Source organism: Eubacterium sp. AB3007 (assembly GCF_000688015.1).
GTDB lineage: Bacteria > Bacillota > Clostridia > Peptostreptococcales > Anaerovoracaceae > Aminicella.
The window spans coordinates 243,420-269,088 of sequence record NZ_JIAD01000001.1 but is presented as its reverse complement, the minus strand read 5'-3'; the positions used below and the strand labels follow the sequence as shown (position 1 = coordinate 269,088).

Below are 25,669 nucleotides of genomic sequence, written 5' to 3'. Positions count from 1 at the left end.
TCCCCCTTCTCTGATTGCAATATATCTCCGAGAAATTGTATCATATTTCAATTGTCGTGCCAACCCGGCTTTGTGATGAAATCCACGGCTTCCTGGATCCCGCCGCATTGCCGGAAACTGTCGGATATTGTCTCTGCCGCCTGTTTGAAGCGCGGCTCCCGGAGCACCCCCTCGATGGAAGTCACGATATCTTCCTCTTCAATGGAAGGAAGCCTGAGCCCGGCGCCGAGTTCCTCAGTCCTCCTGGCGACCGCATCCTGCTCCGGGGTCTGCGGGAACAGAATCAACGGGACGCCGAAGTACAACCCTTCCGATGCCGAGTTCATCCCGCAATGGGTGAGGAAGGCATCTGCGATGGAGAGCACCGCCATCTGGTCGACGCTTTCGTAGAGCTCAATATTCTCAGGCACGCTTTCAAAATGATCTGTATTGGCCCCCATCGAGATAATCACCTGATACTCCGTCTCCCCAAGTGCACGGATGCAATTGCGGTAGAACGCCCGGTTCTGGTTAACCGTACCCATGGAGATGTAAACCGTCTTGTCCGCTTTCTTCTGAAACGGCTTTGTGATCGGCCGGATCGAAGGCCCGATGAAATGATACCTGTCGGAGAATGTCTCGGAGCACGGCTGAAAGTACCTGGATGTATAGACCACGGTGTTTGTGTCGTTATCATTCTGCACGATATCCAGGAGGCCTTTCACCGGGTACCCTCTCTCCTGCAACCGCCGGATCTGCTTGTTGACCTTGGGCATGGAGAAAAGCATTTTCAGTGTCTCCCCTATCCCGTGTTTCATGTACTTTGCGGAATAACGGTTGAAGGCAAAGGTGGTGGTGGAGGAAATGTAGGGGATCCCGTGCTTCAGTGCTGCCAGCTTTCCCCAATAGGCGACGGAATCTGACACGATGACATCCGGCTGAATCTCTGCGATCTTCTGTGTCACCATCTCATCAAGCGCAAGGGTGGATGAGACGAGCAGCTCGACCGCAAAAGCCTGATCCTTCCCTACGCGATCCGCATTCCCCTTGTCTTCCATCTCGAAATCATATCCGTCACATGGGATGAACACTGCGCCGGCGCTCTCGATCTTTTCCCTGAACATCTCGAAAGAAAAATAATAGATGCTGTGTCCTGCCTCCGTCAGTGCCTTCACAAGCCCGAGGGTCGGATTGGTGTGTCCGTGGGCAGGGATACAAAACCATGCGATCTTCATTGTGGGACCTCCTCATCTTCAAATGCCAGACCGAATAGTTCAGAGAATGCTCCCTTCGGCGGTATGGCGATACCGCGTTTCTCATCTCCAAGCAACAAAAGCGTATCTCCAGGTTTGATATCAAACACATCTCTCGCCTGCTTGGGGATGACGATCTGTCCTTTCTCCCCAACGGTGGCTGTCCAGGCGTATTTCCCCTTCGGTGTGTTCATGTGAGTTCCTCCTTTGGCTCCTCTCTTCTGCGGTATGATTTGTATAACTTATCATACTATAAGGTGGGGAGGATTGTCAAACTGAGTGATGGACAGTTGGTCGTGCGTTGAAGCCGGAGTGCCCGCCGCCTATAGCGAGGGATATCTGGCGCTCATTATATAATTATACGTCTCGACAAACTACTCCCGTACCTCACCTTCTCAAACCTTCACCAAATGATACAAAAATGCCAAAGGCTCCAAAAAACCTCTGGCATATACTACTATTTCTACTTAATTCCTCCAGAAATCTGGGCGTCAGGTATACGAAAAAACATGCATTTTTGTGCATGGCCTGAAAAAGTGGATATTTCGTCACAAAACCATGCAAAATATCCACAGCCTATATCCATAGCCAGCTACAACAAGATCCAACCAGTTCCAATTACACGTCCATGCCCAGGCACCCTGCCCTATAGGCTTCGGCCATGGCCTTGGTGGACAGTACCTCCCCCTTCTGCCAGACTCTCTCGCCCCAGATGATCTCTTTCACAGTGTTTCCAAGTTCGCTGAATACTCTGGTCAGTTCCTCGCCGACAAGGGACAGCCCTTCCTTTCCATCATGCCCCGTAACGATCAGGTACACGTCGTGACCGCCAAGATCCTGCCACTTGGGGAGAAATCGGTCTATCGTAGTCTTCAACATCCCGTTCATTGTCATGAAATAGGTCGGGGTCGCCACGACGAGCACATCCGCAGCCTGTATCTTCTCCAGGAGTTCTTCCATATCATCCCGGAGCACGCACTCCCCCGTCTTGAAACAGGAGTAGCATGCCCTGCAAAATCCGATTTCCTTGTCATACAGGTAGATCTGCTCTACACTGTGCCCCGCTTCCTCTGCTCCTTTCTGAAACTGCTGGCAAAGGATATCCGAGTTCCCATTCTTTCTCGGACTTGCCGAAAGAATCAATACCTTTTTCATATTGATGCGTCTCCTTTCTTAATAAGCATGCTCGTTTTTGCCATAAGTTTTTTGTGATTTCGGGGGTTTTCTTATGGCAGAATGGCTCATGTTTATGGCACTGCCATAAGTATAGCCAAATCTACCATAAGCCCTTCTCTTCCCTCCCCTACGCCTCTTCAATGACTCCGACGGGGCAGCTGTCCTTGGCTTCGGCGGCACTGTCCAGTGCGTCGGCCGGCACCTCCTCGCTGATGGCCACTGCGACGCCCTCGTCTGTCATGGAGAACACCTCCGGACAGGTTGCTTCACAAAGTCCGCATCCGATGCATCCATCATTCACTACATACTTCATACTCTTTACCTCCTGTTCTTCTTTTCTTCAGTATAACAATGGAGCGCAGGCAGGTATGTGGCCTGAACCACGTTCAGGGAAACCTTTATCTCTCTCGTCACTTCTGCTTCCCCTGCACGTCGATGATGCAGAACTCTGACCTGGTGCCTGTCTTGAATTTGATAGCCCAGTCCGAGATGCCGGAACTCACCAGGAAGGTGGTTCCCTTCCGTGTTTCCATTCCGTAATTTCGGTCGTTTGCCCTCATCAATTTGCTGGCCAGATCGATGAAGATCATCTGGCCGCCGTGGGTGTGCCCGCAGAGTACCAGATCTGCCGCCGTGGCTGCCTCTGCCGCAAAATCATTTGGCTGGTGGTCCAACATGAGGATGTATCTGGATGGATCCAAGGGCGAGATGAGGTTGCCAGCCTCCTCCCGGCTCGGATCCGAACGGTCTTTCCTTCCCACGATATAGAACCTGTCGTCCACCAGGACCGCCTCGTCCTCCAGCACCTCGACGCCGGCATGCTCCGTCAGTTCTGACTCAAGCTCCCGCCAGGAAAAGTTCCTGTAGTTGTAGTAACCCTTGTCGTGGTTGCCGTAGATGAAATACTTGCCCAGAGGCGCATCGAACTCTTTCAGCGCCTGGCAACAGCGAAGCATGTCCTCCCGGCTAGTCCCGTCATCCACGTAATCGCCCGTGATGACCAGGATGTCCGGGTGTGTCTTCTGGATCCGCGCCATGTGCCGAGCGAACCCTTCGCCATCAAAGGTCGCCCCCACATGGGAGTCCGTCACCTGGGCGATCCGAAGTTCCTTCCGTCCCAGATCCTTGGTGGTGGTCAGCTGGTAGTCGGTCTCCCAGACATGGTGATCCAGGTACCAGCCGGTTGTGAAGTAGCACACCTCGATGCAGAGGACGATCACGCCCACCCAATAGGGGCGGAAGGCTTTGTGCGCCTGATCCTCGCGAGGATCCCGTCCGCCGCGGATCCGCCGGATCCCCCAGGCGATCAGCTCGGCGATGGCCCAGTATGCGGCCATGTGCACCAGAACGATCACCGTGTTCACCGTGTCGAGCCATGCGAACACGCCAAAAAACGCCAACGGGAGCAGCGCCAGCAGCCTCCGCCGCCATGTCCGCCCTCCCGCCAGTTTCTGCACAAAACCAAATTTCTGGAATCGCGTCCACAGGAATACCACACCTGCTACGGCTCCGGCTATGGCAACGAGGAGTATTGCAATCCACATCACCATACTATTAGCCTCTCACCATCGATACGCCCAGATCGAACGCTTCCTGACGTTTCTCAGGAAACACCGTCTCGTGCTGTCTGTACTTTGCATCCGGATCAAACAGCGTCCAGGGCCAGTCCGTCTTGCTGTAGTCCTTCAGCTGGAGAGTGTTTCCGCACACAAAGGTCTTGGTAGGGCCCACAAAGGTGTTCAGGGTCTGCTGGTATCCCCGGATGAGCCCCTGAAAAGCATCGTCCGGTGCGTTGCTGGTCATGATCAGCAGCACGGGGATCGGATGCTCGTTGCAACACGGGTTTTCTACCGCGTAAGTCAGGTTCTGGAAGATGAGGCGCTCGTACAGCGCCCGGAAGGATGCCGTCATCTCGCTGAGATAGTTGGGCGATCCGATGATCAGGCCGTCGGACTCCCGGATGGCGTCCAGCACCTGTGTCAGTCCATCCCGGCAGATGCAGTGGCCCTTGAACTTCTCCCGCTTACAGCCGAAGCAGGAGATGCAGCCGGTGTACCTGTCCAATCGAAAAAGATCGAACTTCTGTACTTCTGCCCCTGCGGACTCCGCTCCTCTGGCGGCTTCTGTGATCAATGTGTCTGTGTTCCAGCCCTTCCGCGGGCCGGCGTTTACTGCTATGATTTTCTTGCTCATATAATCCCCCTATGCATTATAATGTAACATAATTCACTCGTTGTGCCAACCCGGAAACCGCAGTATAATGCAATTAAAAAGACAGGAGGTACAGAATGAGCAGTTACGTGTTGAATCCAAACATCCCGCATCAGCGGTATTTCGAAGATATGACCAGGATCCCCCACGGCTCCTACCACGAGCAGGCCTACAGCGATTATCTGGTCCGGTTCGCCGAGGACCACGGTCTCCGCTACAGGCAGTATGACTCCGGCAGTGTCATCATCTACAAGCCAGCGGCGTCCGGTTACGAGGACCATACCCCTGTCATGCTCCAGGCCCACATTGACATGGTCTGGGAGAAGACTCCGGAAAGCACTCACGATTTCGAAAAGGATCCTCTCACTCTGGTGATCCGGGATGGCCAGCTCTGGGCGGATGGCACCACCCTGGGGGCGGACGATGGCGCCGGCGTGGCCTACATGCTGTCCATCCTGGAGAATGCCTCTCTTCCTCATCCCCCGCTGGAGTGTGTGTTCACCGTGCGTGAGGAGGCGGACATGGCAGGCGCCTTCTCTGTACAGGCAGAGGATATCGCCGCCCGCAGGATGATTGGCCTGGACGACATGGGTGGTGGCAAGACCACTTACATCACCAGCGCCGGTGGTGCGGACGGAACGCTGTCCCTGCGTTTCCCGGTGCAGGCCCCTGATGCGCCTTGCTACCAGCTACAGATCGACGGCCTCCTGGGCGGCCATTCTGGAGTCTACATCGATTCCGAACTTGGCAATGCCATCAAATGCGCGGTCCGCATCCTGGCGGCCCTTCGCGAGGTGTCCCCCCTCTGCCTCGCCTCCCTGAAGAGCGGACTCCACGACAACGTCATCCCCCGGGACTGTGAGGCAGTCTTTGCTACGTCCCTGCCCCCAGCCCAGGTCCGGCAGATCGTCAGGGAAGTGACGGTCTCTCTCCAGAAAGAACTCCGCAGCAGCGATCCGGATCTCTCCGTCTCTCTGCACAAAGCCTCCTGCGCCAGCACCCTCACCGAATCTGATTCTGCCACGCTGTTGGATCTGCTGTACCTGTTCCCCCATGGGCGCCGCCACAAGAGCATGGAACTGCCTGGTCTCATCACCGCCTCGGAGAACCTTGCGGCGGTGGATCTGCACGACGGAGAATTCTCCCTGCTCTATTCGGTGCGTGCCATGTTTGAGTCCCATCTTGACATGCTGGAGAACGAGATCAGGATCCTGGCGGGCCTGTTTGGGTGTGACCATCGCATCGGCGACCGGTATCCTTCCTGGGAATACAGGAAGGCTTCTCCCATCCGAGAGTTGCTTCAGACCCTGGTCAGGGAGCGCACCGGCGAAGATCTGACCCTCCTGCCGGTGCACGGCGGACTGGAGTGCGGTGTGTTCAGTAGGATGCACCCCGATATGGAGATCGTCACCTTGGGACCACTGATGTATGACGTCCATACTCCTGATGAGCATTTGGACCTGCAGTCTTTTGACGAAATCCACGACCTGCTCCTGGAAATGTTGAAGAGACTGTAGAGAGGTGTTATGGCAAAAGAGAGTATGCTTATGGCTGTGCCATAAGCATACTCTCTTTTGCCATAAAGATTTCGCGGTTTCGGGGGTTTTCTTATGGCAGAATGGCCTATGCTTATGGCACTGCCATAAGCATAGCCAAATCTGCCATAACCACCCTTCCCACGGCTTAATCGATCCATTTGATAAACTTGGCCGGCACACCGCCTACGATGGCACGAGGTGGTACGTCTTTGTTCACCACAGCCCCGGCGGCCACCACCGCATCGTCACCGATGGTCACACCGGGAATGACCGTAGCGTTAGCCCCGATCCACACCCGCTTTCCGATGTGAATGGGCGCAGGGTGGAGCTGTTGGCGTTTGGCCGGATCCATGTCATGGTTCAGGGTGGCCAGGACGACGCCGTGGCCGATCAGCGCCCCGTCGTCTATGTAGATACCTCCCTGATCCTGAAACTTGCATCCTGCATTGATAAACACATGGTCACCCACGGTGATGTTCTTGCCGAAGTCCGTGTAGAATGGCGGGAACAGGCCGAACGCCTCTCCCACCGGCTTTCCGATAAGCTCGGAGAACAGCGATGCCAGTTCCTCTGGCTCGTGGTACACGGTGTTGATCTCCATGGTGATCTTTTGCGCCTGGCGGCTGTAATACCGCATCTGCTGGATCACCGCCGGATCCTCCCCCAGTGTATCTCCGTTGTTAAAATGTTGTAGCAGTTCTTTTAACTCCATAGTCACCTCACTATTCTATTCTATGATCTCGATGCGGCCATCACCGTAGGGATCCGAATAATCATTTCCGATCGCGCCGCCCAACGTATCCGTGATGTAATCGCGTAGCACCTGGCAGTCCAGCGTCTCCGTTTCCTCCAGAAGCTTTGCGTCGTCAAACATGGTAAACCCGTCGCCCTTCTCCATGAGTGTGTAGTTGAACCCTGCCACTTTGTATTTTCCTGCGGGATCCAGTGGCTTCCCGTCGATCTTAACATTCCGGACACGACGCTTGCCGTCGATCTTCTTGAACATCCCATCTGCATCCCGTTTACAGGGAGAAGGGATGTCGCTGCGAACCTCGTAAGTCAGCCCGGATACCTGCAGGAACCCTCCATCCTCGCCGGGGATGCACTTGCTTCCCCACTCTAGCGCATCCAGGATCTGTTGTCCCGTCGCTTCGAGCACGACCAGGTGGTTACCAAACGGAAATACGTCGATGAGATTTCCAAACGTGACCTCTCCTTTCGCCACGTTCGATCGGATACTGCCTCCGTTCACCAGAGCGATATCCGCTTGTCCCTGGTCCCGACAGGCATCTGCACAAAAATCCCCAAGACTGGTCTCCGCGAACCGAACTGTACGCAGCGGTTCTCCCGTTTCTTCGGTTTCCCTGGGATCGTTGATCGTCAGCTCCACGCGGCTGTTTCCTATCACTGCGTTTAGCTGTTTGTCGAGCTTGGAATTCGCCTTGTCTACCTTCTCCCGGATATCGTTCTGGAGTCCCATCAGGTCCGCGACACACGTATCATTTGTCCAGCTCCAGAGACCGGTCTCTTCGATCCCCTTCTCAGCAGTGATGTGGCTGTAGCCAATGGCGCTGAGTTTGGTGCCTGCGGCGACACGGACTACATCCTTCCCGGCTTTGTCCTTCATGACCACCTTCTCGCTGTCGTGGCTGTGGCCGTCCAGGAACACATCGATGCCTGTGGTGTGTTCGATAACATCCGCATAAGTCCATGGCGTATCGTCGGCCTCCATGCCCAGGTGACCCGCCACGTAGACGTAGTCCGCACCCTGGGCACGGGCATCATCCACCGCCCTCTGCACGGCTGCGTAGAGCGCCTCGCCGTTGTCATCCTGCAGGAAATCATACACGTATTTGCCCGTCTCATCCTGGAAATAGGTAGGCGTGGACTTGGTGATGGTCCGAGGAGTCGTTACACCGACAAAGGCAATCTTCCGATCATCCACTTCAAGGATGGTATACGGCTCGAAGACCGGTTTCCCCTCATGCCGGAAATTGCAGCAGATGTAAGGAAACTTCGCTTTCTTTGTCAGCGACAGGAACTGGTCCATCCCGTAGTCAAACTCATGATTCCCGGGAACAGCTACGTCGTACTCCATGGCGTTCATGAGGTCTGTGATCGTCTCTCCCTTGCTCATGGTGCCCAGCGTCTCCCCCTGGATCGCGTCTCCCACATCCACCAGGATCGTCTCGTTGTCCTGCGCCTCCAGTGTATCTCGCACCTGCTCCAAGCCAGCATATCCGAACCCCTGGTCGACCCCGCAGTGCACATCACTGGTAAAGAGAATATAGATATCCTTCGGTGTCTTCGCGTCCTCGATCGCCTGCTTGTTGGACTCCGAGCAGGCGGACAGGCTGACCGTCAGCACCATCGCCAGTAGAAGAAGCAGCCATTTCCTGATGTTGTAGTTCTCTCTCGTCATCATGGTACACTTCACTCCCTCAATCAGAACATCTCATCGCCTGACTTGCCGCCGAATAGTGGCACGCTGTCATAACGCACAACGCCTACCAGGGTATTTGGACCGACGGCCTTCTTGATCCTGGCCACGCCTTCCACACCGAACCCTGGACACAGATCAATACAGTCACAGCCTATTTTCGACAACTCCAGCGCGATCGCCTCTGCCTGGTCATAATTACTGACGCCCACCACATACATGGGTGCATCTTCCGATGGGATCACCGCATGCTGCTTCAGCGGATCCAATCCCGGTGCGATATACATGAATGCGCAAGTGATCATAACTAGCCTCCTATGGTTCTTTCTCGTCCTACTCTTCCTCGTCTGCTCCGGGCATGCGCTGTTGGAACAGCATCCCGTTGTAGACAGCATTTGCTTCCTCGTTGGTCTTCTTCTCTTTCCACGCATCGATCTCACTTTTGATCGCCAGCATCTCGTCCACCACCAGCTCCACATCGTCTGGTCTGGCGCTTCGCAGATAGGCCGTCATCCGCTGGATGGCCCGAGGGCTTCCCAGATGCCTGGCGATCTCCGCCCCCAGCTCCCGCGGAAAACCCAGCGCGCAGATCTCCTGGACCAGTTCATCCCTGGCACTGGCCCATTCCCTCTGATGTTCCATCCTATTGCCCCCTCATTCCCATTACCACGCCCGAGAAATACGGGATCAGCCAGATCGCCCAGACCAGCACGCTGAACCGGTGAAAGGTCCGCTTCTCCCGTTCGCGGTTTCGGATCAGGACGATCGCCGCCCAGACAGCGTGGAATGCCATCAATACGATAGCTGCCGCGCCAGTGCTTCCGTGCAGGCTCAAGAGCAAACTCCCTGCCTGTGTCGCGCCACCTTGGGCAAAAGACGCCATGAGCATCGTTCCGGCGATGTCACAAAGCAATCCCAGGCAGAAAAACACCAGATGCCTGCCGGCGAGTTCCCGCTCCAGCCGCTCCCACCAGACGCCGATGGTATAGAACAAAAGCGCCATCGTGATGGCAACTACCGCCGCGATCAACATTGTGTTCATCTCTATCTCCTTTGTTTATGTTCCTTCGCAAGCAGCCAGGCCATGACGTGTACCGACTGCTGGAAATTGCCTGTGCGGATCATCTCCTCGATCTCCTCCGCCGTGCGCAGTTCCATGTTCAGACACTCGGTCTCGTCCAGGTGCTGACTCCCTGCCTTCCGGCAGTTTTCCGCCAGAAATACATAGGCGTAATTGTCTGAGATCGTTGCGTTCGCCGGAATCGTGATCAGGTGCGTCCACTGATCGGACACAAAACCGGTTTCCTCCATCAGTTCCCGCCGGGCACAGTCGAGCGCGTTCTCCGCCGCGGCTTTGTTGCCGTACTCCAGGCCGTCACTCTGCTCGATCCCTCCCGCCGGAAACTCTGTCGTCACCTCACGGATCCCCTGCCGGAACTGGCGGACACATAGATATCTGCCCGCCTCATCTGAGGCCACGATCACCGTGTAGTCCCGACGGCTGTAACTATAGAACGGTTCGAACACCCGCCCGTCCGGATACCGGTACGCTGATTTCCGGAAGTCGATCCACTGATCTGTAACGATGCTCTCCCTGTGCAGTTCCTCCCACATCAGATCCTTGTCTTTCAATCCTCTACCTCACTGTTTATTTTTTGGTTGTCCCGCCTCCACTCATCTGCTACAATCAAGGCAAAAGGAGGCATACCATGACTTATCTTTATAAAGGTGATTTTCTGACTGATTCGTTTGATTTCCGCGCAGACCCGGCCAAGTGCATCCACTGCGGCCGCTGTCTGGACGTCTGCTCCTCCCAGATCCTGTACGAGGATCCCGGGGATCACACCGTAAAGATGCGGGCAGAAGCCGATGGCGTCTGTGGCTGGGCCGGCTGCTATCGATGCCAGCGCTGCATGGCGGTCTGTCCCGCCGGTGCCATCACCATCCTGGGCAAAGATCCGGCATCGTCGGTCCGTCCGGAAGATGCCGCCACCGCAGACCAGCTTGCCGCGCTGATGCGCATGCGCCGCAGCTGTCGCCACTTCCTGGATAAACCCGTCCCCCGGGAGGAGATCGATGCAATGCTGACCCTGCTTGAGAACGTCCCCACCGGCAGCAACCGGCAATCTCTGCAATTCTCCGTGGTTTACGATAAAGAAACTATGGACAAATTCCGAAACCTCGTCCACGACCGTGCCTTCCAGCTGGCGGAGGAAGGAATCTACCCGGGCGCCTTCGATCAGGCAGACTGGGAATCCCAGATCGCTCTGGAGCCTACCCGTAATCATGGGGATATGTTCTTCCTGAACGCACCCCATATTCTGGTGATCCACTCCCCCAGAAACCTGGGATGCTGGCACATCGATCCCCATCTGGCAGCGGCCTGGTTCGATCTCATCTGCGCCAGCCGCGGCCTCGCCTCGATCATCATGACCATGCCTGTGGGAGCTTTGTCCAAGATGCCGGACGTGCAGGCCCTGCTGCAGATCCCGGAAGACCGTTACTTCGGGACGATCCTCGGCTTCGGCTACCCCGCCGTGGAGTTCGCCCGCGGCGTGCAGCGTGAAGGGATCATGCAGACCCACGAGATCAGATTCTAGCGGTAGTTCGCCCGCATATAGGCAAACCAGTCTTCCGTTTCCGGGTTCCGGGAGCGGAAGGCCAGCAGCCGTTCCAGATAGCCCTGCTCACCGGCGATCTCCCGGCTCACTGGGTACACCAGCTCAAAACTCATACATATGTGTGCCACAAGGTAATCGATGGGCGTCTTCTTCAATTCCCGAAGCACAGATGTCCGGCTCCGAAAGCAGTCTTTCACTTCCTCGCTGACCGTTGCGTTCTCCAGCGCCTCTCTGCTTACGTTATAAATATCCTCCAGGGGCGTTTCCCAGATGACTCGGAATATATCGATCTTGTCCGCGTCCCGCAAGAGCTGGCAATACCGACGTTCCGCCTCCGTCAGTTCCTCCGGCAGGCGGTAGAGACTGTGGCTTCGGATGCTCAACTCCAGCAGATGGCTCTGCTCCTCCGAAAGCCCCGGCGCCAGTTGTTCGAGCAAACCCTCCCGAAAGAGAAGATCCGCGCCGAAGGCCGCATGCTGCACGGACCTGGCGTCGATAAAGGTGTGATAGCGTCTCACCTGTTCAAAACGCCCGATGTCGTGAAGCATCCCCATCACCCAGGCCAGGTCCGGTTCCGTGCCCGGCACCTCCTCCGCGATCCTCGCACAAAGCCCTGCGACCCGGTACGTGTGGTCGATCTTCAGTCGGATCTTTGGGTCCCCTGCGTCGTAATCGGCCACGTAACGGTCAAAAGCCTTCCTGATATATGCTTTGTCGATCATGTCGCCTCCGTTATCGCACCTGAATCTGGCAGGAACGCATGGTCTCCAGCGCAGCAAGATGTTTCTCCGGTGTAACACCGGCACAGCAGGAAGCATCTACGCTGATCTCTACCTCTGGCATCATCGCCTTCAGCAGGAGTGCGTTGGACACGACACAGATATCTGTACAAAGCCCGATGAGCTCGATCCGTATCTCCTCTTCTCTGGCAATATCCGCAAGATCAGCTGCCAGTCTGGTACTTCCGAATGTGGGTTTCTCGTAGATCCTGGCCCCGGGCATAAGCGCCGCGATATCCGAACGGATCTCCCATCCTTCTGTGCCCTTGATGCAGTGCAGGACGGGGAGGTTCTCCCCTTCCTGCGTGTTCATATAGTCCTCGCCGTGGGTATCCATCGTAGCGAACACATCCTCCGGCGCATATGTCCGGATCTTCTGCTTCACGTTTTCCACGATGGCCTCTGCCTCTGCCGTCCCCAAAGAACCATCCACAAAATCATTCTGCATATCGATGACGACAAGTATCTTTCTCATTGTTATACCGTCCTTCCTGCGAGTATCGATCATGCTCCAATCAATCCTTCAGTAGCAAAACCATACTCGCTGAAGTGCCTTCTGGTTGACATAGTCATTCAAAAAAAACATAAGTCTACAAAAGAATTCTACCATAGATCGCCGCATCGCGCCACTGCTTCTTACAAACACACGTCGCTGTACCCTGAAGATAAAAACAAGCACCTATCACAGATGCCTGTCATATCAGAGCCTGTCAAGTCATTCAGAACACAGGGTCCCGTGTTCTTCGAAAACCAAATCGTTGTCATCCCTCACAGGATCATATGGACCTTCCTCCAGGATCACGTATCTTCCATCTGGATAAATATCAACCGTGCGCCGTCCCTTCTTCAAACTGACTCTGTCACAGCTCGTGAACTGATACTCCTCAAGTTGCTGTTCTTTCATAAATTCAATAAGTCTTTCGCACGTCATAAACTGCTCCTTTCAAAGTTGTAACGCATTATTGTTCGCACAATTATTATATCACATCCTGGGCATATCAAACGGTCTTTAAATACCCTTTTGGAAACAATAAAAAAACCTGCAGACATTGTATTTTCAACGTCTACAGGCTATATAATGTGGTGACCCCATCGAGAATCGAACTCGAGTTACCGCCGTGAAAGGGCGGTGTCTTAACCGCTTGACCATGGGGCCTTGTAAAAAAAATGATTGAACTGGCAGCGTCCTACTTTCCCGGGCAGTCTCCCACCGAGTATCATCGGCGCTGAAGAGCTTAACTACTGTGTTCGGGATGGGAACAGGTGTGACCTCTTCGCTATTGCCACCAGATTCAATCATTTCTCTGAGAGTTGGTACCCTCAAATCCGAATAACCTTGCAAGTCCGCTCACTCACCTTCTTTGCCATTTGCTGGCCAAGCTCTCGGTCTATTAGTATCGGTCAGCTCCATACATTACTGCACTTCCACCTCCGACCTATCAACGTGGTAGTCTCCCACGGACCTTACCTTGCGGGGGAGATCTCTTCTCGTGGGGGGCTTCGCACTTAGATGCTTTCAGCGCTTATCCCTTCCCTGCGTAGCTACCCAGCTGTGCCCTTGGCAGAACAACTGGTGCACCAGAGGCAAGTCCGTCCCGGTCCTCTCGTACTAAGGACAGCTCCACTCAAATCTCCAACGCCCACAGCGGATAGGGACCGAACTGTCTCACGACGTTCTGAACCCAGCTCGCGTACCTCTTTAATGGGCGAACAGCCCAACCCTTGGGACCTACTCCAGCCCCAGGATGAGACGAGCCGACATCGAGGTGCCAAACACCCCCGTCGATGTGAACTCTTGGGGGGTATCAGCCTGTTATCCCCAGGGTAGCTTTTATCCGTTGAGCGATGGCCCTTCCACTCGGTACCACCGGATCACTAAGCCCGACTTTCGTCCCTGCTCGACCTGTTTGTCTTGCAGTCAAGCTCCCTTCTGCCTTTGCACTCTTCGCGCGATTTCCGTCCGCGCTGAGGGAACCTTTGGGCGCCTCCGTTACTCTTTTGGAGGCGACCGCCCCAGTCAAACTGCCCACCTGCCACTGTCCCGGTACCAGATCATGATACGCGGTTAGAACCCCAACACTACAAGGGTGGTATCCCAACGGTGACTCCCTGAATACTGGCGTACTCAGTTCTCTGTCTCCCACCTATCCTGTACATGCAGCGCCGAGGCTCAATATCAGGCTGCAGTAAAGCTCCATGGGGTCTTTCCGTCCTGCTGCGGGTAGCCGGCATCTTTACCGGCACTACAATTTCACCGAGTCCATTGTCGAGACAGCGCCCAGATCATTACGCCTTTCGTGCGGGTCGGAACTTACCCGACAAGGAATTTCGCTACCTTAGGACCGTTATAGTTACGGCCGCCGTTTACTGGGGCTTCAGTTCCGTGCTTCGGTTGCCCTGACACTTTCCCTTAACCTTCCAGCACCGGGCAGGCGTCAGCCCCTATACTTCAGCTTACGCTTTCGCAGAGACCTGTGTTTTTGGTAAACAGTTGCCTGGGCCTTTTCACTGCGGCCAGCTCTCGCTGGCACCCCTTCTCGCGAACTTACGGGGTGATTTTGCCGAGTTCCTTGACAATAGTTCTCTCGCTCACCTTAGGATTCTCTCCTCATCTACCTGTGTCGGTTTGCGGTACGGGCACCTTGTACCTCGCTAGCGGCTTTTCTTGACGGCGTGAAATCAGCTGCTTCAGACTCTTTCGTCACCCCATCGCGCCTCAGTTTCGCTATGATGATTAAACCATACCTGCCTCGACGCTTGGACACACTCTACCAACGGTGTGCTCAGCTTATCCTTCCGTGTCCCCGCCTCGCTCATGCGGTACTCGGTGGTACAGGAATATCTACCTGTTGTCCATCGACTACGGCTTTCGCCCTTGCCTTAGGCCCCGACTAACCCTGAGTGGACGAACCTTCCTCAGGAAACCTTAGATTTTCGGTGGACAGGATTCTCACCTGCCTTGCGCTACTCATGCCAACATTCTCTCTCGTATGCAGTCCACCATCCCTTACGGAACAGCTTCTGCCCGCATACGATGCTCCCCTACCATACCCATAGGTATCCGTAGCTTCGGTAACAGATTTCAGCCCCGTTCATCTTCGGCGCAGGGTCACTCGACTAGTGAGCTATTACGCACTCTTTGAATGAATGGCTGCTTCTAAGCCAACATCCTAGCTGTCTGTGCAACCCCACATCCTTTTCCACTTAATCTGCATTTTGGGACCTTAGCTGACGGTCTGGGCTGTTTCCCTTTCGACCATGAATCTTATCACACATAGTCTGACTCCCGTGTTTGATATTCTGGTATTCGGAGTTTGATAGTCTTCGGTAACCGGTGAAGGCCCCTAGGACATTCAGTGCTCTACCCCCAGGTATCACCACACGAGGCTAGCCCTAAAGCTATTTCGGGGAGAACCAGCTATCTCCGGGTTCGATTGGAATTTCACCGCTATCCACACGTCATCCCAACCTTTTTCAACAGATACGGGTTCGGTCCTCCATGTCCTTTTACGGACACTTCAACCTGCACATGGATAGGTCACCCGGTTTCGGGTCTACAGCATGCAACTTTCGCCGGTTATGACTCGGTTTCCCTTCGGCTCCGGTGCTCCAGCACCTTAACCTCGCTGCATACCATAACTCGTTGGCCCGTTCTACAAAAAGTACGAGGTCACTTTCGCTCCCTCCGATTGTAGGCATATGGTTTCAGGTTCTCTTTCACTCCCCTCCCGGGGTTCTTTTCACCTTTCCCTCACGGTACTATTCGCTATCGGTCACTGGGTAGTATTTAGGCTTGGAGGGTGGGCCCCCCTGCTTCAGACCGGGTTCCACGTGTCCGGCCCTACTCTGGATCCTGCCCTGTGTCTCATGTTTTCGCATACGGGAGTTTTACCCTCTATGCTCTGACTTTCCAACCATGTTCTGCTAACATGTCAACATCCTTTGGCAGTCCTCAACCCCAGGTGCAAGCACCTGGTTTGGCCTCTTTCCCGTTCGCTCGCCGCTACTAGGAAAATCGCGGTTGCTTTCTCTTCCTGCGGGTACTTAGATGTTTCAGTTCCCCGCGTTACCTTATCCGTACCTGCTTGACTCAGTACGGTATGACTGAACATTACTTCAGCCGGGTTCCCCCATTCGGACATCTACGGGTCAACGGATATGTGCTCCTCACCGTAGCTTTTCGCAGCTTGTCACGTCCTTCTTCGGCTCCCAGTGCCAAGGCATCCACCTTATGCCCTTCTTTGCTTGGCCAATTGAGTTCCTCTCGGTTCTCTTAGCTTGCCATACATGGCGCTCATGTATGGACTTTCTTGCTTTTGTCAAAGAACATACTGTTACGTTGTTCTTCTCCTGGCTTCTCGGTTGAAATCGTAGATTCATACCCTCTTGCTTAGTCTTTACTTACTAATACCTTTCAGATATTGATCTCGATCTCTTACTGTGATGCATTTCTTGCAAGTTATTCGGTTTTCAAGGTACATGCGCTTACGCGCTTACCATATCCATAAAGGATAATGGTGGGCTTGGGAGGACTCGAACCTCCGACCTCACGCTTATCAGGCGTGCGCTCTAACCACCTGAGCTACAAGCCCATGTAAAACCCATAGACAGTATCCAGTGTCTCCCTAGAAAGGAGGTGATCCAGCCGCACCTTCCGATACGGCTACCTTGTTACGACTTCACCCCAGTCACCAGTTTTGCCTTAGGCAGTCTGATTAGTTGACCGACTTCGGGCACCCCCGGCTTCCATGGTGTGACGGGCGGTGTGTACAAGACCCGGGAACGCATTCACCGCGGCATGCTGATCCGCGATTACTAGCAACTCCGGCTTCGTGCAGGCGGGTTTCAGCCTGCAGTCCGAACTGGGACCGCCTTTGGGGGTTCGCTCGGGATCGCTCCGTCGCCTCCCTCTGTGACGGCCATTGTAGCACGTGTGTCGCCCAGGACATAAGGGGCATGATGATTTGACGTCATCCCCGCCTTCCTCCGGATTGTCTCCGGCAGTCCCATTAGAGTGCCCAACTTAATGATGGCAACTAACGGCAAGGGTTGCGCTCGTTGCGGGACTTAACCCAACATCTCACGACACGAGCTGACGACAACCATGCACCACCTGTCTCCTCTGCTCCGAAGAGGGGACCGGCATTACCCGGTCTTTCAGAGGGATGTCAAGCCCTGGTAAGGTTCTTCGCGTTGCTTCGAATTAAACCACATGCTCCGCTGCTTGTGCGGGTCCCCGTCAATTCCTTTGAGTTTTACACTTGCGTGCGTACTCCCCAGGCGGAGCACTTAATGCGTTTGCTCCGGCACCGAACTCTTATGAGCCCGACACCTAGTGCTCATCGTTTACGGCGTGGACTACCAGGGTATCTAATCCTGTTTGCTACCCACGCTTTCGTACCTCAGTGTCAGTTACTGTCCAGAAGGCCGCCTTCGCCACTGGTGTTCCTCCTAATATCTACGCATTTCACCGCTACACTAGGAATTCCGCCTTCCCCTCCAGCACTCAAGCTCTGCAGTTCACAGGGCGAACGACGGTTGGGCCGTCGCCTTAAACCCTACGCTTACAGGGCCACCTACGTACTCTTTACGCCCAGTAATTCCGGATAACGCTTGCCCCCTACGTATTACCGCGGCTGCTGGCACGTAGTTAGCCGGGGCTTCCTCCAAAGGTACCGTCAGAGTTCTTCCCTTTGGACAGAAGTTTACGACCCGAAGGCCTTCTTCCTTCACGCGGCGTTGCTGCATCAGGCTTTCGCCCATTGTGCAATATTCCCCACTGCTGCCTCCCGTAGGAGTCTGGACCGTGTCTCAGTTCCAATGTGGCCGTTCACCCTCTCAGGCCGGCTACTGATCGTCGCCTTGGTGAGCCGCTGCCTCACCAACTAGCTAATCAGACGCGGGACCATCCTTCACCGATAAATCTTTGGCATCATGGCCATGCGACCTCGATGCGTTATGAGGTATTAATCGAAGTTTCCCTCGGCTGTCCCTCTGTGAAGGGCAGGTTTCCCACGCGTTACTCACCCGTCCGCCGCTTTCCTCGCCCTGAATCTACCGAAGCGTCATCAGAGCGATTCTCGCTCGACTTGCATGTGTTAAGCACGCCGCCAGCGTTCATCCTGAGCCAGGATCAAACTCTTAATGAAAATGGTATGTTAACGCTCTCGCGTTATCATCTCTTTCCGTTTGTATCCGGTCAGACGCTTGCGTCTCTTGTTACCGTATTACTGTTTTGGAAATCTTGGGGATCATTCATGTCTCAATGATCCAGGTTGGTTAACATGTAACCTGTAATTGTCTTGTTTGACTACTAGATTTCTGTCTATGGAGTTTTCAAAGTACACCGGGCTTTCGCCCGCGTTCGCTTACCGCGACCGTATTTTATATTACCACGTCTGCGATTCGTTGTCAACAAGTATTTTAATCTTTTTTTAAAAAACTTTATCTGACAATCGGCTGTCTTTCAGCAGCGAACTCGTATATAATAGCATCTTACCTCCTGCTTGTCAACACCTTTTTTCAGGATTTTTTTATTTTATATCTTCTTCTATTGTGGTATGATATATATATATAAGGAGGTGCTGTTATGCCACTTATGGTGTTAGGTGTAGTGTTCGTGATCGGACTATTCGTATACTACCTGCTCTCGACAAGCGGAAGCAAGGACGAACCCCCTGCTCCGCCCAAACCCCCCAAGAAGGATGACATCCGTGAGGAGGATAACGTCATCTATCTTTCTGATGACATCGATAAGATGAAGAAGAATCACCGTGTCGAGCGGTAGCCGTAAGTGATCTCACTCCATTATTGTATTAGAAAGGCCGCTGCACAAGCAGCGGCCTTCCCTTCCCTACTCTCATATACTATACGTTAAACAGGAACGTGATGATATCCCCATCCTTCACCACATATTCCTTACCCTCGGATCGCAGCAGTCCCTTCTCCTTGGCCTTGACCATGCTCCCGTCGCATTCAGCCATGAGAACGTCATAGTTGATGGTCTCAGCCCGGATGAAACCTTTCTCGAAGTCCGTGTGGATCTTGCCGGCTGCCTGGGGGGCTTTGGTTCCTACCTTGATGGTCCATGCTCTCGTTTCATCCTCCCCGGTGGTCAGGAAGGATATCAGATCCAGCAGGCGGTAGGAAGCCTTGATGAGCTTGTCCAGCCCTGACTCCTCGATGCCCATCTCTTCCAGGAACATAGCCTTCTCATCATCCTCCAGTTCTGAGATCTCCTGCTCCAGTTCTGCACAGCAGCAGATCGCCTCTGCGCCTTCACTGGCTGCAAACTCGCGCACCTTCTGTACGTACGGATTGCCCGCCTCATCTGCCGCGTCATCCTCTGACACGTTGGCTACATATATGATAGGTTTGTAGGATAGCAGGCCCAGTGTCTCTACGAATGCAGCCTCCTCCTCGTCCAGTTCCATGGCCCTGGCTGACTTTCCGGTGCCCAGGAACTCGTTGACCTTCTTCAGCATGGCAAGTTCCGCTGCCAGGGCTTTGTCGTTGCGAGCCCCCTTCGCCGTCTTGGCGATGCGCCGCTCCAGCACCTCCATGTCGGACAGGATCAGCTCGGTGTTGATGGTCTCGATGTCCGACAACGGATCGATCTGGCCGCTGACGTGGACGATGTTGTCGTTCTCAAAGCACCGCACCACGTGGACGATGGCCGCCACCTCACGGATGTGTCCCAGGAACTTGTTGCCAAGCCCTTCCCCCTGGGATGCTCCCTTCACCAGACCGGCGATGTCGCAGAACTCGATGGTGGTGTAGATGGTCTTCCGTGACTTGTTCAGCTCTGTCAGCACGCGGATCCGCTCGTCCGGCACGGTCACCACGCCCACATTGGGTTCGATGGTGCAGAACGGGTAGTTCGCCGCCTCCGCTCCCGCCTTGGTGATGGCGTTGAACAAAGTACTCTTACCGACATTTGGAAGCCCGACTATCCCCAGTTTCATATCTATATTTCCTCCTTGCGTTCTCTATGGTCGACCTGCGTTTTCTTACGCGCCTTTAGTATTATAGCACCTCAGAGAGAATTGCTCAATACTTTCCTTTCCCTCCTTGCGCAGGCAACACCCACGCGAACGCCTTTGCGGTCCTGCGGTCCGGATCTCGGAAGTGGTTCCCCGGATTCCACTCCAGCGTGCTCCGGATTCCCTGCTCCTGCAGAATCTGGTGGATCTCACGGATACTATCCCCCACTCGGGCCATGACCTTGTTTCTGGTCTTTTCCTCCTTGTCACCCAGGCTCAGACAGACGGCCTCCGTCTGGACTGGATGCTCCCGCAGGTGCTCCACGATTCCAGGAAACCAGACAGAGGGGGAAGCCGCGGCCACCCCCTGGAATCGATCCGTTTGGCTGGCTGCCCACAGGGCAAACAAGCCCGCCAGGGAATAACCGCCGATGTAGTAAGACTTTGTGCGGTCCTCGGTCAGAGGGAGAATCTGCGAAAGCGTGTCCCCCGCTCCGCCGCCAAAGCCTTCCTTCCCGAACACCGCCGGCGCTTCCCATGGAGACAGGTCGTCGTTCCAGCCGCGGACCTTTACCGCCTTCAGGCAAAAATCCTCCCCCGAAAGCGCCTGCAGCATCGCGACCTCGCTCTCGATCACCGAAAGATCGTGATCGTCCACCATCTGGATGAGTACATTTCGGGCACTGGAGCATCCGTACTCATAGATCGGAAGCCCGTCAGTTTCCTCCCGTGCTCCCGTGTATTCTGCCAAAAGCGCCTCGCATCCTTCTGTCACGTCCCGCCAGGTGGCATCAAAATCCCCCGTGTACCAGGGGTCTGCCACGTCCTGCCCAGCTCTCCGGGTATGGTCCAGAAGCAGCGTGATCTTTCCTGCAGGGTCACCGCCCGCGATCCTGGTGGCGTTTCGGATGTTGGCCCGGTCCATGCAGACGATGCTGTCGTAGCGGTCGTAGTCGGCTCTGGTCATCTGCCGCGCATGGTGTCCATCGCAGGCGATCCCGTGCTCCCCCAGTTTGCGACGCGCCGGTGGATAAACCGGGTTTCCGATCTCCTCCCGACTGGTTGCCGCAGAGTCGATCACAAAGCCTTCTGCCAGGCCCCGCTTCCGTACCATATCCTTCATGATAAACTCCGCCATCGGGCTTCTGCAGATGTTGCCGTGGCACACAAATAATACTCTTATCATTCCCTCTCTCCTGTGGTCAGTTATAATTATGCTTTGTTGAATTGTTCTTTCCCCTGCCTGCATCTCGGGCACTTCCAGTCATCCGGCAGGTCTTCGAACGCGACGCCATCATGCTCGGACGGATCGTAAACATATCCACAGACAGCTTGTTCTCATACAAAGCTTCGTCCACGTAGGTGAGTTCGGAAATGACCTGATCTCACCCGAGTGGTCACTGTGTCTGTGGGTGAGCAGGATCCTGGTTACCTGTTCCGGCTTATACCCCAGAGCAGCGAAGGCTTCCATGTAACTGCAGATATCCTTGCCGGTAAACGCGATACTGTCCTCATCCGGAACCTCTTCCGGAGTGCCCGCAGGAAGGCCGTTATCTACGAGGATCACTTCCTCCCCTGCGTCGATCAGATAGTTCTGAAGGCTTCCGCGATATCTGATATTCTTGTCAAACCTGTCCAGTCCTTCTTCGCCGCCAAAGGCCATCGGCTGCGTATAGAACCCGTCTTTAAGGTTCAGTTCTGCCAGAGGTTTTCTGTACTGACGTATTACCTCCTTCGCGCAGGCGTAGAGGGGAAAGCACCGCTGGTTTTCCAGTCGAAGGCTCTCGTATTTACTAATTGTCTTCATGTTTGTCACCTTCACACAAAAGGCTGACACCTGCGAACATGTGTCAGCCTCTTCCGTTGTTCATCAGTCTCCCAGCTGCTCGATCAGATAATTCTCGATCCCATTTTTCCATTACAGATACCTCCGTCTTTTGATCTACATTGTTGTGCACGTTCTTGTTGTGCGCAATTACAATTCTTATTATAAAGACGGAGGCAAAACATTCAATTCAGAAAATCACTCCCATCTCTCAATTCGAGAGAAAAACAGAATAATCTCTCAACTTCTAATTACCCTGCGTACACCTGGACCTCTTCCTCCCCGTCCAGCACTCTGCACGCTCCTTTCGCCAGTGCCAGCATCTCATCCTCTCCGGGCAGGACGCTCACACCGGCGATCCAGTCGGTCCGCTCCTTGATGGCCTCGCAGATCCGCTCGTTGTTGGCGATGCCTCCCGTCAGGATGATCTGGTCCACCTCTCCGCAGAGGACCGTGGCCATGCTGCCGATCGCCTTGGCAATGGTGTAGACCCCTGCCTCCAGCACCTCTGCGACGGCTTTGTCCCCGGCATCGGCCTGCTCGATGAGATCGTGGACGTTGCTGGAGCCTGTATAAGCGATGAGTCCGCCCGTGCCCATCATATGCTTCTCCAGTTCCTCCTGGGAGTATTCACCGCTGAAACAAAGCCGGATCACCTCGGAGGTGGGCAGCATCCCCACCCGCTCCGGGGTGATGGGCCCTTCACCGGTGGCTCCGTTGGTCGTATCGATCACCTTGCCCTTCCGGTGGGCACTGATGGTGATCCCACCACCCATGTGGCAGACGATGAGATTCAGATCCTCGTACCTGCGGCCGATCTCTGCCGCGTAGTCCCGTCCCATGGCCTTGGCGTTCAGGGCGTGGAAGATGCTTGTCCTTCTCACCAGAGGACTTCCCGTATACTTCGCGATTGGGAGCATCTCATCCACCACCGGAGCATCCACGATGAACGCAGGGATCCCAGCCTCCTCGGCGATCCGCTTCCCGATCGGTGCCCCCAGATTGCACGCGTGGTGTCCAGAGACACCGGCCTCGCAGTCCGCGATCATCTGCTCATTGATGCCAAAGGTCCCACCCGGCAGCGGCGCGATCAGGCCCCCTCTACAGACCACCGCGTCCAACGACTCCATCGAGATCTCGTGCCTGGAAAGCGTCTCGAGGATGCAGTTTCTGCGGAACTCCTCCTGGTCGCTGATCTGCGGGAATACAGACAACTCCTCTGCGCTGTGGCGGATCGTCTCCTGGAACAAAGCCTCCTCCCCGTCGTACACCGCGATCTTGGTCGATGTAGACCCGGGATTGATGACAAATACTCTTTTGCTCATAGTCTCTCGTCCTTTCTCCGTGATTCTGCTGTATGTTCTTTTCTCAGTCGACGATCCGGACCGTCTTGATCACCGGCTGCTGCGCCTTCTCGATCGTGCCGTTGTCATCGGTGGGTTTGGCGTCTTTCGCGATCTTGTCCACGATCTCCTGTCCCTTGGTGACATGTCCAAAGGCAGCGTAGTCCCCATCCAGGAAGGGGGAATCCTCCACCATGATGAAAAACTGGGAGCTGGCGCTGTCCGGATCCTGCGCTCTGGCCATGGAGATCACGCCTTTCTTGTGAGAGATCCCGTTCTCCACCCCGTTGGAGGAAAACTCTCCCTTGATAGTCTTCTCCGAGCCTCCGGTCCCATCGCCATTGGGATCACCTCCCTGGATCATGAACCCGTCTATGATCCGATGGAATGTCAGCCCGTCATAGAATCCAGCCTTCGCCAGATCCAGAAAATTCTGTACGGTGATGGGCGCCGTATCTCCATCCAGTTCCAGACTCACCGTTCCGTAGTCCTGGATCTCGATCTCCGCATGATGGGTGCCAATGCCCTGTACGGCAGCGGCCTTGCTCTCTGCCTCGCCTCCAGCCTCGTTGCTGTCTCCTGTATCGCTGCTACATGCCGTCACGGCAAAGATCATAAGCAGGGATACGATTGCGATCAGTAGTCTCTTCATCTTGTCTCTTCCTCCGTGTGATGTTTTCTCGAAAGCCACAGGTAGCCCGCCAGACAAAGCAGAAACACTGCCGTGCTCAGCACCTGTGCCTGCCGGAACGTGCCGATCATCAGACTGTCCGTACGCAGCCCTTCCACCCAGAAACGTTCCAGGGAATACAGCATGCCGTACAGAAGGGCGATCTGCCCAGGGAACTTCCTCCGCCTGTCCATCCAAAGGAGGAACAGAAACAGCAGAAAGCACCAAATCGACTCATATAGGAAGGTGGGATGGACATGCTGGCCATTCACCACGATCGCCCAGGGAAGATCCGTCACCGTCCCGTGCGCCTCGGAGTTGAAGAAGTTCCCCCATCTTCCGATGGATTGAGCCAGCGCTACCGACGGCAGGATCAGATCTGCCAGTTCCGGAAACGAGATATGCTTCCGCCTGGCAAATACATACGCCGTAATGATGCCGGCGATAATCCCTCCGTGGATGGCTAGCCCTCCCCCGCGGATATTCAGGATCTCGGCCAGACTGCCTCTGTACATGTTCCAATTGAAAAGCACGTAGTAGGCTCTGGCTCCCACCACCGAGAGAGGGATCAGCCACAGTGCAAGATCCAGGATCCGATCCGACTCGATCCCGTGCAAGGGCGCCCTCCTGTAACAAAGCATGACAGCCAGAGCAAACCCGATTCCGATCAGGATCCCGTACCACATCACATCGATTCCAAATACCGAAAAGGCCACTGCGCCAGGTGAGCTCATTCTTCTTCTCCTATTCTAATCCAAGTTTTGGCTCTGTCTCTAAATATACCATCATTATCCAGAAAAAACAAGGGGCGCGTCCCATGACACGCCCCAGGCTGTCTGCAGATCTTCAGCTCATCTGCAAGACCGGATTGGAAACCTGACCCTCCGCCGATGCCTCTTCATCCCAGATCTTCTGCTCCCCCGGCTCTTCCCATGCAGGCAGGAGCAGGTCCCTTTCTCGGTCGAACCGATAGACCGTGTCTGACAGCACGTCGCCCGGTTCCACCAGATTGCGATTCGCATCTCTCACTGTCTCCCGAAGGAATGACAGCCTTGCCTCGTTCACGGGGAGTACCATCACCTCATGAATGGAGGAAGCCGCCAGGAACAGGTCTGACTTGCACCGTCGGGCGACCCACCGCAGCTGGCTTTTGAATAGCAGGACGTTGGCTCCCAGCAGATGTTTCTTGTTGGTGAGCAGGTAGACCCCCTCCCCCAGGTGCTCCCGCTTGAGCGGCATGAGACGTTTGGTGTTCTCCAGCGCCAGTTTGTGGAGCCCCTCCACAGACAGATCCATCTTCTCCAGTTCGCTATCGTCCACCGTCGCCAGATTGAAGGTCCCGTCCGGGAGAGCGATATAGTGGCGATATATCACCGAGAGATCCAGATAATCGGTGTGGGGCACGCTCTGGAGCATCTCCAGGTTCCGCTCCGTGTTGATCACCTGGGCGATGATATTGTCCTCTCGTTCACAGGCCCTTACGGAAAGATCGCTCATGGATCTGGCGTAATCCATGCCATAGCTGAAGATCGCTGCGCCGGACTGCAGCACATCCTCCAGTGGCGTGCCGTCCCTGTACATGGAATACAGCTCATCCACATACACGTTCGGACTCGCCTCAGGGATCATAGGATTCGCTATCCTGAGACTGTCCCGCATACAGTTATTCTTGGGGACCTGCTCAATGGAGATCTCGTACTCCCGGTATTTTTCAGGCAGGAACTCCCGGATCTTCTCGATGACCATCTTCTTGAATTCCTCGTACGCTCTGGTGTCACATCCTTCTCTCGCCTCCTGTAGCCTCCGCGTTCCCTTTCTGATCACATATCTGGTGTTTTTCATGTCTCTTCCC

The 25,669-nt window shown here is 54.8% G+C and carries 24 protein-coding genes, 2 tRNA genes, 3 rRNA genes and 2 pseudogenes; 3 read left to right on the top strand and 28 right to left on the bottom strand.

Annotation, left to right across the window (positions count from 1 at the left end):
* Positions 1 to 47: 47 nt before the first annotated feature.
* The 6 genes from P156_RS0101305 to P156_RS0101280 all read right to left on the bottom strand — a co-directional run bounded on the left by P156_RS0101305 (position 48) and on the right by P156_RS0101280 (position 4,601).
* Positions 48 to 1,214: a macrolide family glycosyltransferase gene (locus tag P156_RS0101305; RefSeq protein ID WP_027868604.1), complete on the bottom strand. Its 1,167-nt coding sequence runs from the start codon at positions 1,212 to 1,214 to the stop codon at positions 48 to 50.
* On the bottom strand, positions 1,211 to 1,426 hold the full coding sequence (locus P156_RS0101300; RefSeq protein ID WP_027868603.1) for an AbrB/MazE/SpoVT family DNA-binding domain-containing protein: 216 nt from the start codon (positions 1,424 to 1,426) through the stop codon (positions 1,211 to 1,213). Before P156_RS0101300 ends, P156_RS0101305 begins: the two co-directional genes overlap by 4 nt.
* Before the next feature lie 424 nt (positions 1,427 to 1,850).
* Entirely contained in the window at positions 1,851 to 2,387 is a 537-nt protein-coding gene (locus P156_RS0101295) for a flavodoxin family protein (protein ID WP_027868602.1), read from the bottom strand.
* Between the two features lie 148 nt (positions 2,388 to 2,535).
* The gene (locus P156_RS0101290) at positions 2,536 to 2,721 is read right to left on the bottom strand and encodes a ferredoxin (RefSeq protein ID WP_027868601.1); all 186 of its coding nucleotides are present in this window, start codon (positions 2,719 to 2,721) and stop codon (positions 2,536 to 2,538) included.
* A gap of 97 nt (positions 2,722 to 2,818) precedes the next feature.
* Positions 2,819 to 3,958, bottom strand: a complete 1,140-nt coding sequence (locus P156_RS0101285; protein WP_027868600.1) for a metallophosphoesterase — start codon at positions 3,956 to 3,958, stop codon at positions 2,819 to 2,821.
* A gap of 4 nt (positions 3,959 to 3,962) precedes the next feature.
* A complete protein-coding gene (locus P156_RS0101280) occupies positions 3,963 to 4,601 on the bottom strand; it encodes a flavodoxin family protein (protein ID WP_027868599.1) in 639 nt (212 codons plus the stop codon).
* Positions 4,602 to 4,696: 95 nt separating this feature from the next.
* On the opposite strand from P156_RS0101280, the gene pepD reads away from it, so the two are divergent.
* The gene (gene pepD / locus P156_RS0101275; protein WP_027868598.1) at positions 4,697 to 6,136 is read left to right on the top strand and encodes a beta-Ala-His dipeptidase; all 1,440 of its coding nucleotides are present in this window, start codon (positions 4,697 to 4,699) and stop codon (positions 6,134 to 6,136) included.
* 166 nt (positions 6,137 to 6,302) lie between these two features.
* Here pepD and P156_RS0101270 read toward each other — a convergent pair whose 3' ends face one another.
* From P156_RS0101270 to P156_RS0101245, 6 genes are read right to left on the bottom strand one after another with little or no spacing between them, the layout of a single operon-like run.
* Entirely contained in the window at positions 6,303 to 6,869 is a 567-nt protein-coding gene (locus tag P156_RS0101270; RefSeq protein WP_027868597.1) for a DapH/DapD/GlmU-related protein, read from the bottom strand.
* A 15-nt stretch (positions 6,870 to 6,884) separates the two neighbouring features.
* Entirely contained in the window at positions 6,885 to 8,582 is a 1,698-nt protein-coding gene (locus P156_RS0101265) for a bifunctional UDP-sugar hydrolase/5'-nucleotidase (protein WP_051600485.1), read from the bottom strand.
* Between the two features lie 20 nt (positions 8,583 to 8,602).
* Entirely contained in the window at positions 8,603 to 8,902 is a 300-nt protein-coding gene (locus P156_RS0101260) for a DUF6506 family protein (protein ID WP_027868595.1), read from the bottom strand.
* 28 nt (positions 8,903 to 8,930) lie between these two features.
* Positions 8,931 to 9,239 carry a hypothetical protein gene (locus P156_RS11070; RefSeq protein ID WP_034802024.1) on the bottom strand — a complete coding sequence of 103 codons (309 nt, stop codon included), beginning with the start codon at positions 9,237 to 9,239 and terminating at the stop codon, positions 8,931 to 8,933.
* A 1-nt stretch (position 9,240) separates the two neighbouring features.
* Positions 9,241 to 9,639: an HsmA family protein gene (locus P156_RS0101250; RefSeq protein ID WP_027868594.1), complete on the bottom strand. Its 399-nt coding sequence runs from the start codon at positions 9,637 to 9,639 to the stop codon at positions 9,241 to 9,243.
* A 2-nt stretch (positions 9,640 to 9,641) separates the two neighbouring features.
* Complete coding sequence (locus P156_RS0101245) at positions 9,642 to 10,229, bottom strand: NUDIX hydrolase (RefSeq protein WP_027868593.1); 588 nt, start codon at positions 10,227 to 10,229, stop codon at positions 9,642 to 9,644.
* A 77-nt stretch (positions 10,230 to 10,306) separates the two neighbouring features.
* Here P156_RS0101245 and P156_RS0101240 point away from each other — a divergent pair, with 77 nt between their 5' ends.
* The gene (locus tag P156_RS0101240; protein ID WP_051600483.1) at positions 10,307 to 11,197 is read left to right on the top strand and encodes a nitroreductase family protein; all 891 of its coding nucleotides are present in this window, start codon (positions 10,307 to 10,309) and stop codon (positions 11,195 to 11,197) included.
* On the opposite strand, the gene P156_RS0101235 is transcribed toward P156_RS0101240, so the two are convergent.
* From P156_RS0101235 to P156_RS11065, 8 genes are all read right to left on the bottom strand, one after another.
* The gene (locus P156_RS0101235) at positions 11,194 to 11,940 is read right to left on the bottom strand and encodes an HD domain-containing protein (protein ID WP_034802019.1); all 747 of its coding nucleotides are present in this window, start codon (positions 11,938 to 11,940) and stop codon (positions 11,194 to 11,196) included. The two genes, P156_RS0101240 and P156_RS0101235, sit on opposite strands and share 4 nt — an antisense overlap.
* Positions 11,941 to 11,950: 10 nt before the next feature.
* Positions 11,951 to 12,472 carry a cysteine hydrolase family protein gene (locus P156_RS0101230; protein ID WP_027868590.1) on the bottom strand — a complete coding sequence of 174 codons (522 nt, stop codon included), beginning with the start codon at positions 12,470 to 12,472 and terminating at the stop codon, positions 11,951 to 11,953.
* A 240-nt stretch (positions 12,473 to 12,712) separates the two neighbouring features.
* Positions 12,713 to 12,901 (bottom strand): hypothetical protein, encoded by a 189-nt coding sequence (locus P156_RS0101225; RefSeq protein ID WP_185752106.1) that lies wholly within the window; start codon positions 12,899 to 12,901, stop codon positions 12,713 to 12,715.
* Between the two features lie 177 nt (positions 12,902 to 13,078).
* Positions 13,079 to 13,153: transfer RNA gene (locus P156_RS0101220), tRNA-Glu, on the bottom strand.
* A gap of 18 nt (positions 13,154 to 13,171) precedes the next feature.
* Positions 13,172 to 13,288, bottom strand: a 5S ribosomal RNA gene (gene rrf / locus P156_RS0101215).
* 80 nt (positions 13,289 to 13,368) lie between these two features.
* Positions 13,369 to 16,248, bottom strand: a 23S ribosomal RNA gene (locus P156_RS0101210).
* A 264-nt stretch (positions 16,249 to 16,512) separates the two neighbouring features.
* Positions 16,513 to 16,589: transfer RNA gene (locus tag P156_RS0101205), tRNA-Ile, on the bottom strand.
* 37 nt (positions 16,590 to 16,626) lie between these two features.
* A 16S ribosomal RNA gene (locus P156_RS11065) occupies positions 16,627 to 18,146 on the bottom strand.
* The 16S, 23S and 5S rRNA genes sit together here with 2 tRNA genes alongside, the layout of an rRNA operon.
* A 440-nt stretch (positions 18,147 to 18,586) precedes the next feature.
* Here P156_RS11065 and P156_RS0101195 point away from each other — a divergent pair.
* Positions 18,587 to 18,784, top strand: coding sequence for a hypothetical protein (locus tag P156_RS0101195; RefSeq protein ID WP_027868588.1), 198 nt, complete (start codon positions 18,587 to 18,589; stop codon positions 18,782 to 18,784).
* Positions 18,785 to 18,863: 79 nt separating this feature from the next.
* Here the strand turns inward: P156_RS0101195 and ychF are convergent, their stop codons facing one another.
* From ychF to P156_RS0101160, 8 genes and pseudogenes are all read right to left on the bottom strand, one after another.
* Entirely contained in the window at positions 18,864 to 19,961 is a 1,098-nt protein-coding gene (gene ychF / locus P156_RS0101190; RefSeq protein WP_027868587.1) for a redox-regulated ATPase YchF, read from the bottom strand.
* 766 nt (positions 19,962 to 20,727) lie between these two features.
* Positions 20,728 to 21,165: pseudogene (locus P156_RS13035) on the bottom strand (low molecular weight protein-tyrosine-phosphatase); the annotation flags it as partial.
* A 26-nt stretch (positions 21,166 to 21,191) separates the two neighbouring features.
* Positions 21,192 to 21,260 (bottom strand): annotated as a pseudogene (locus P156_RS13700) (rubredoxin); the annotation flags it as partial.
* 13 nt (positions 21,261 to 21,273) lie between these two features.
* On the bottom strand, positions 21,274 to 21,786 hold the full coding sequence (locus tag P156_RS12605) for an MBL fold metallo-hydrolase (RefSeq protein ID WP_207638239.1): 513 nt from the start codon (positions 21,784 to 21,786) through the stop codon (positions 21,274 to 21,276).
* A gap of 269 nt (positions 21,787 to 22,055) precedes the next feature.
* Positions 22,056 to 23,129 (bottom strand): butyrate kinase, encoded by a 1,074-nt coding sequence (gene buk, locus P156_RS0101175; RefSeq protein WP_027868585.1) that lies wholly within the window; start codon positions 23,127 to 23,129, stop codon positions 22,056 to 22,058.
* Between the two features lie 43 nt (positions 23,130 to 23,172).
* Positions 23,173 to 23,799 carry a peptidylprolyl isomerase gene (locus P156_RS0101170; protein WP_027868584.1) on the bottom strand — a complete coding sequence of 209 codons (627 nt, stop codon included), beginning with the start codon at positions 23,797 to 23,799 and terminating at the stop codon, positions 23,173 to 23,175.
* On the bottom strand, positions 23,796 to 24,551 hold the full coding sequence (gene lgt, locus P156_RS0101165; protein WP_027868583.1) for a prolipoprotein diacylglyceryl transferase: 756 nt from the start codon (positions 24,549 to 24,551) through the stop codon (positions 23,796 to 23,798). Before lgt ends, P156_RS0101170 begins: the two co-directional genes overlap by 4 nt.
* A gap of 112 nt (positions 24,552 to 24,663) precedes the next feature.
* Positions 24,664 to 25,659, bottom strand: a complete 996-nt coding sequence (locus tag P156_RS0101160) for a DUF5688 family protein (protein WP_027868582.1) — start codon at positions 25,657 to 25,659, stop codon at positions 24,664 to 24,666.
* Positions 25,660 to 25,669 lie beyond the last annotated feature (10 nt).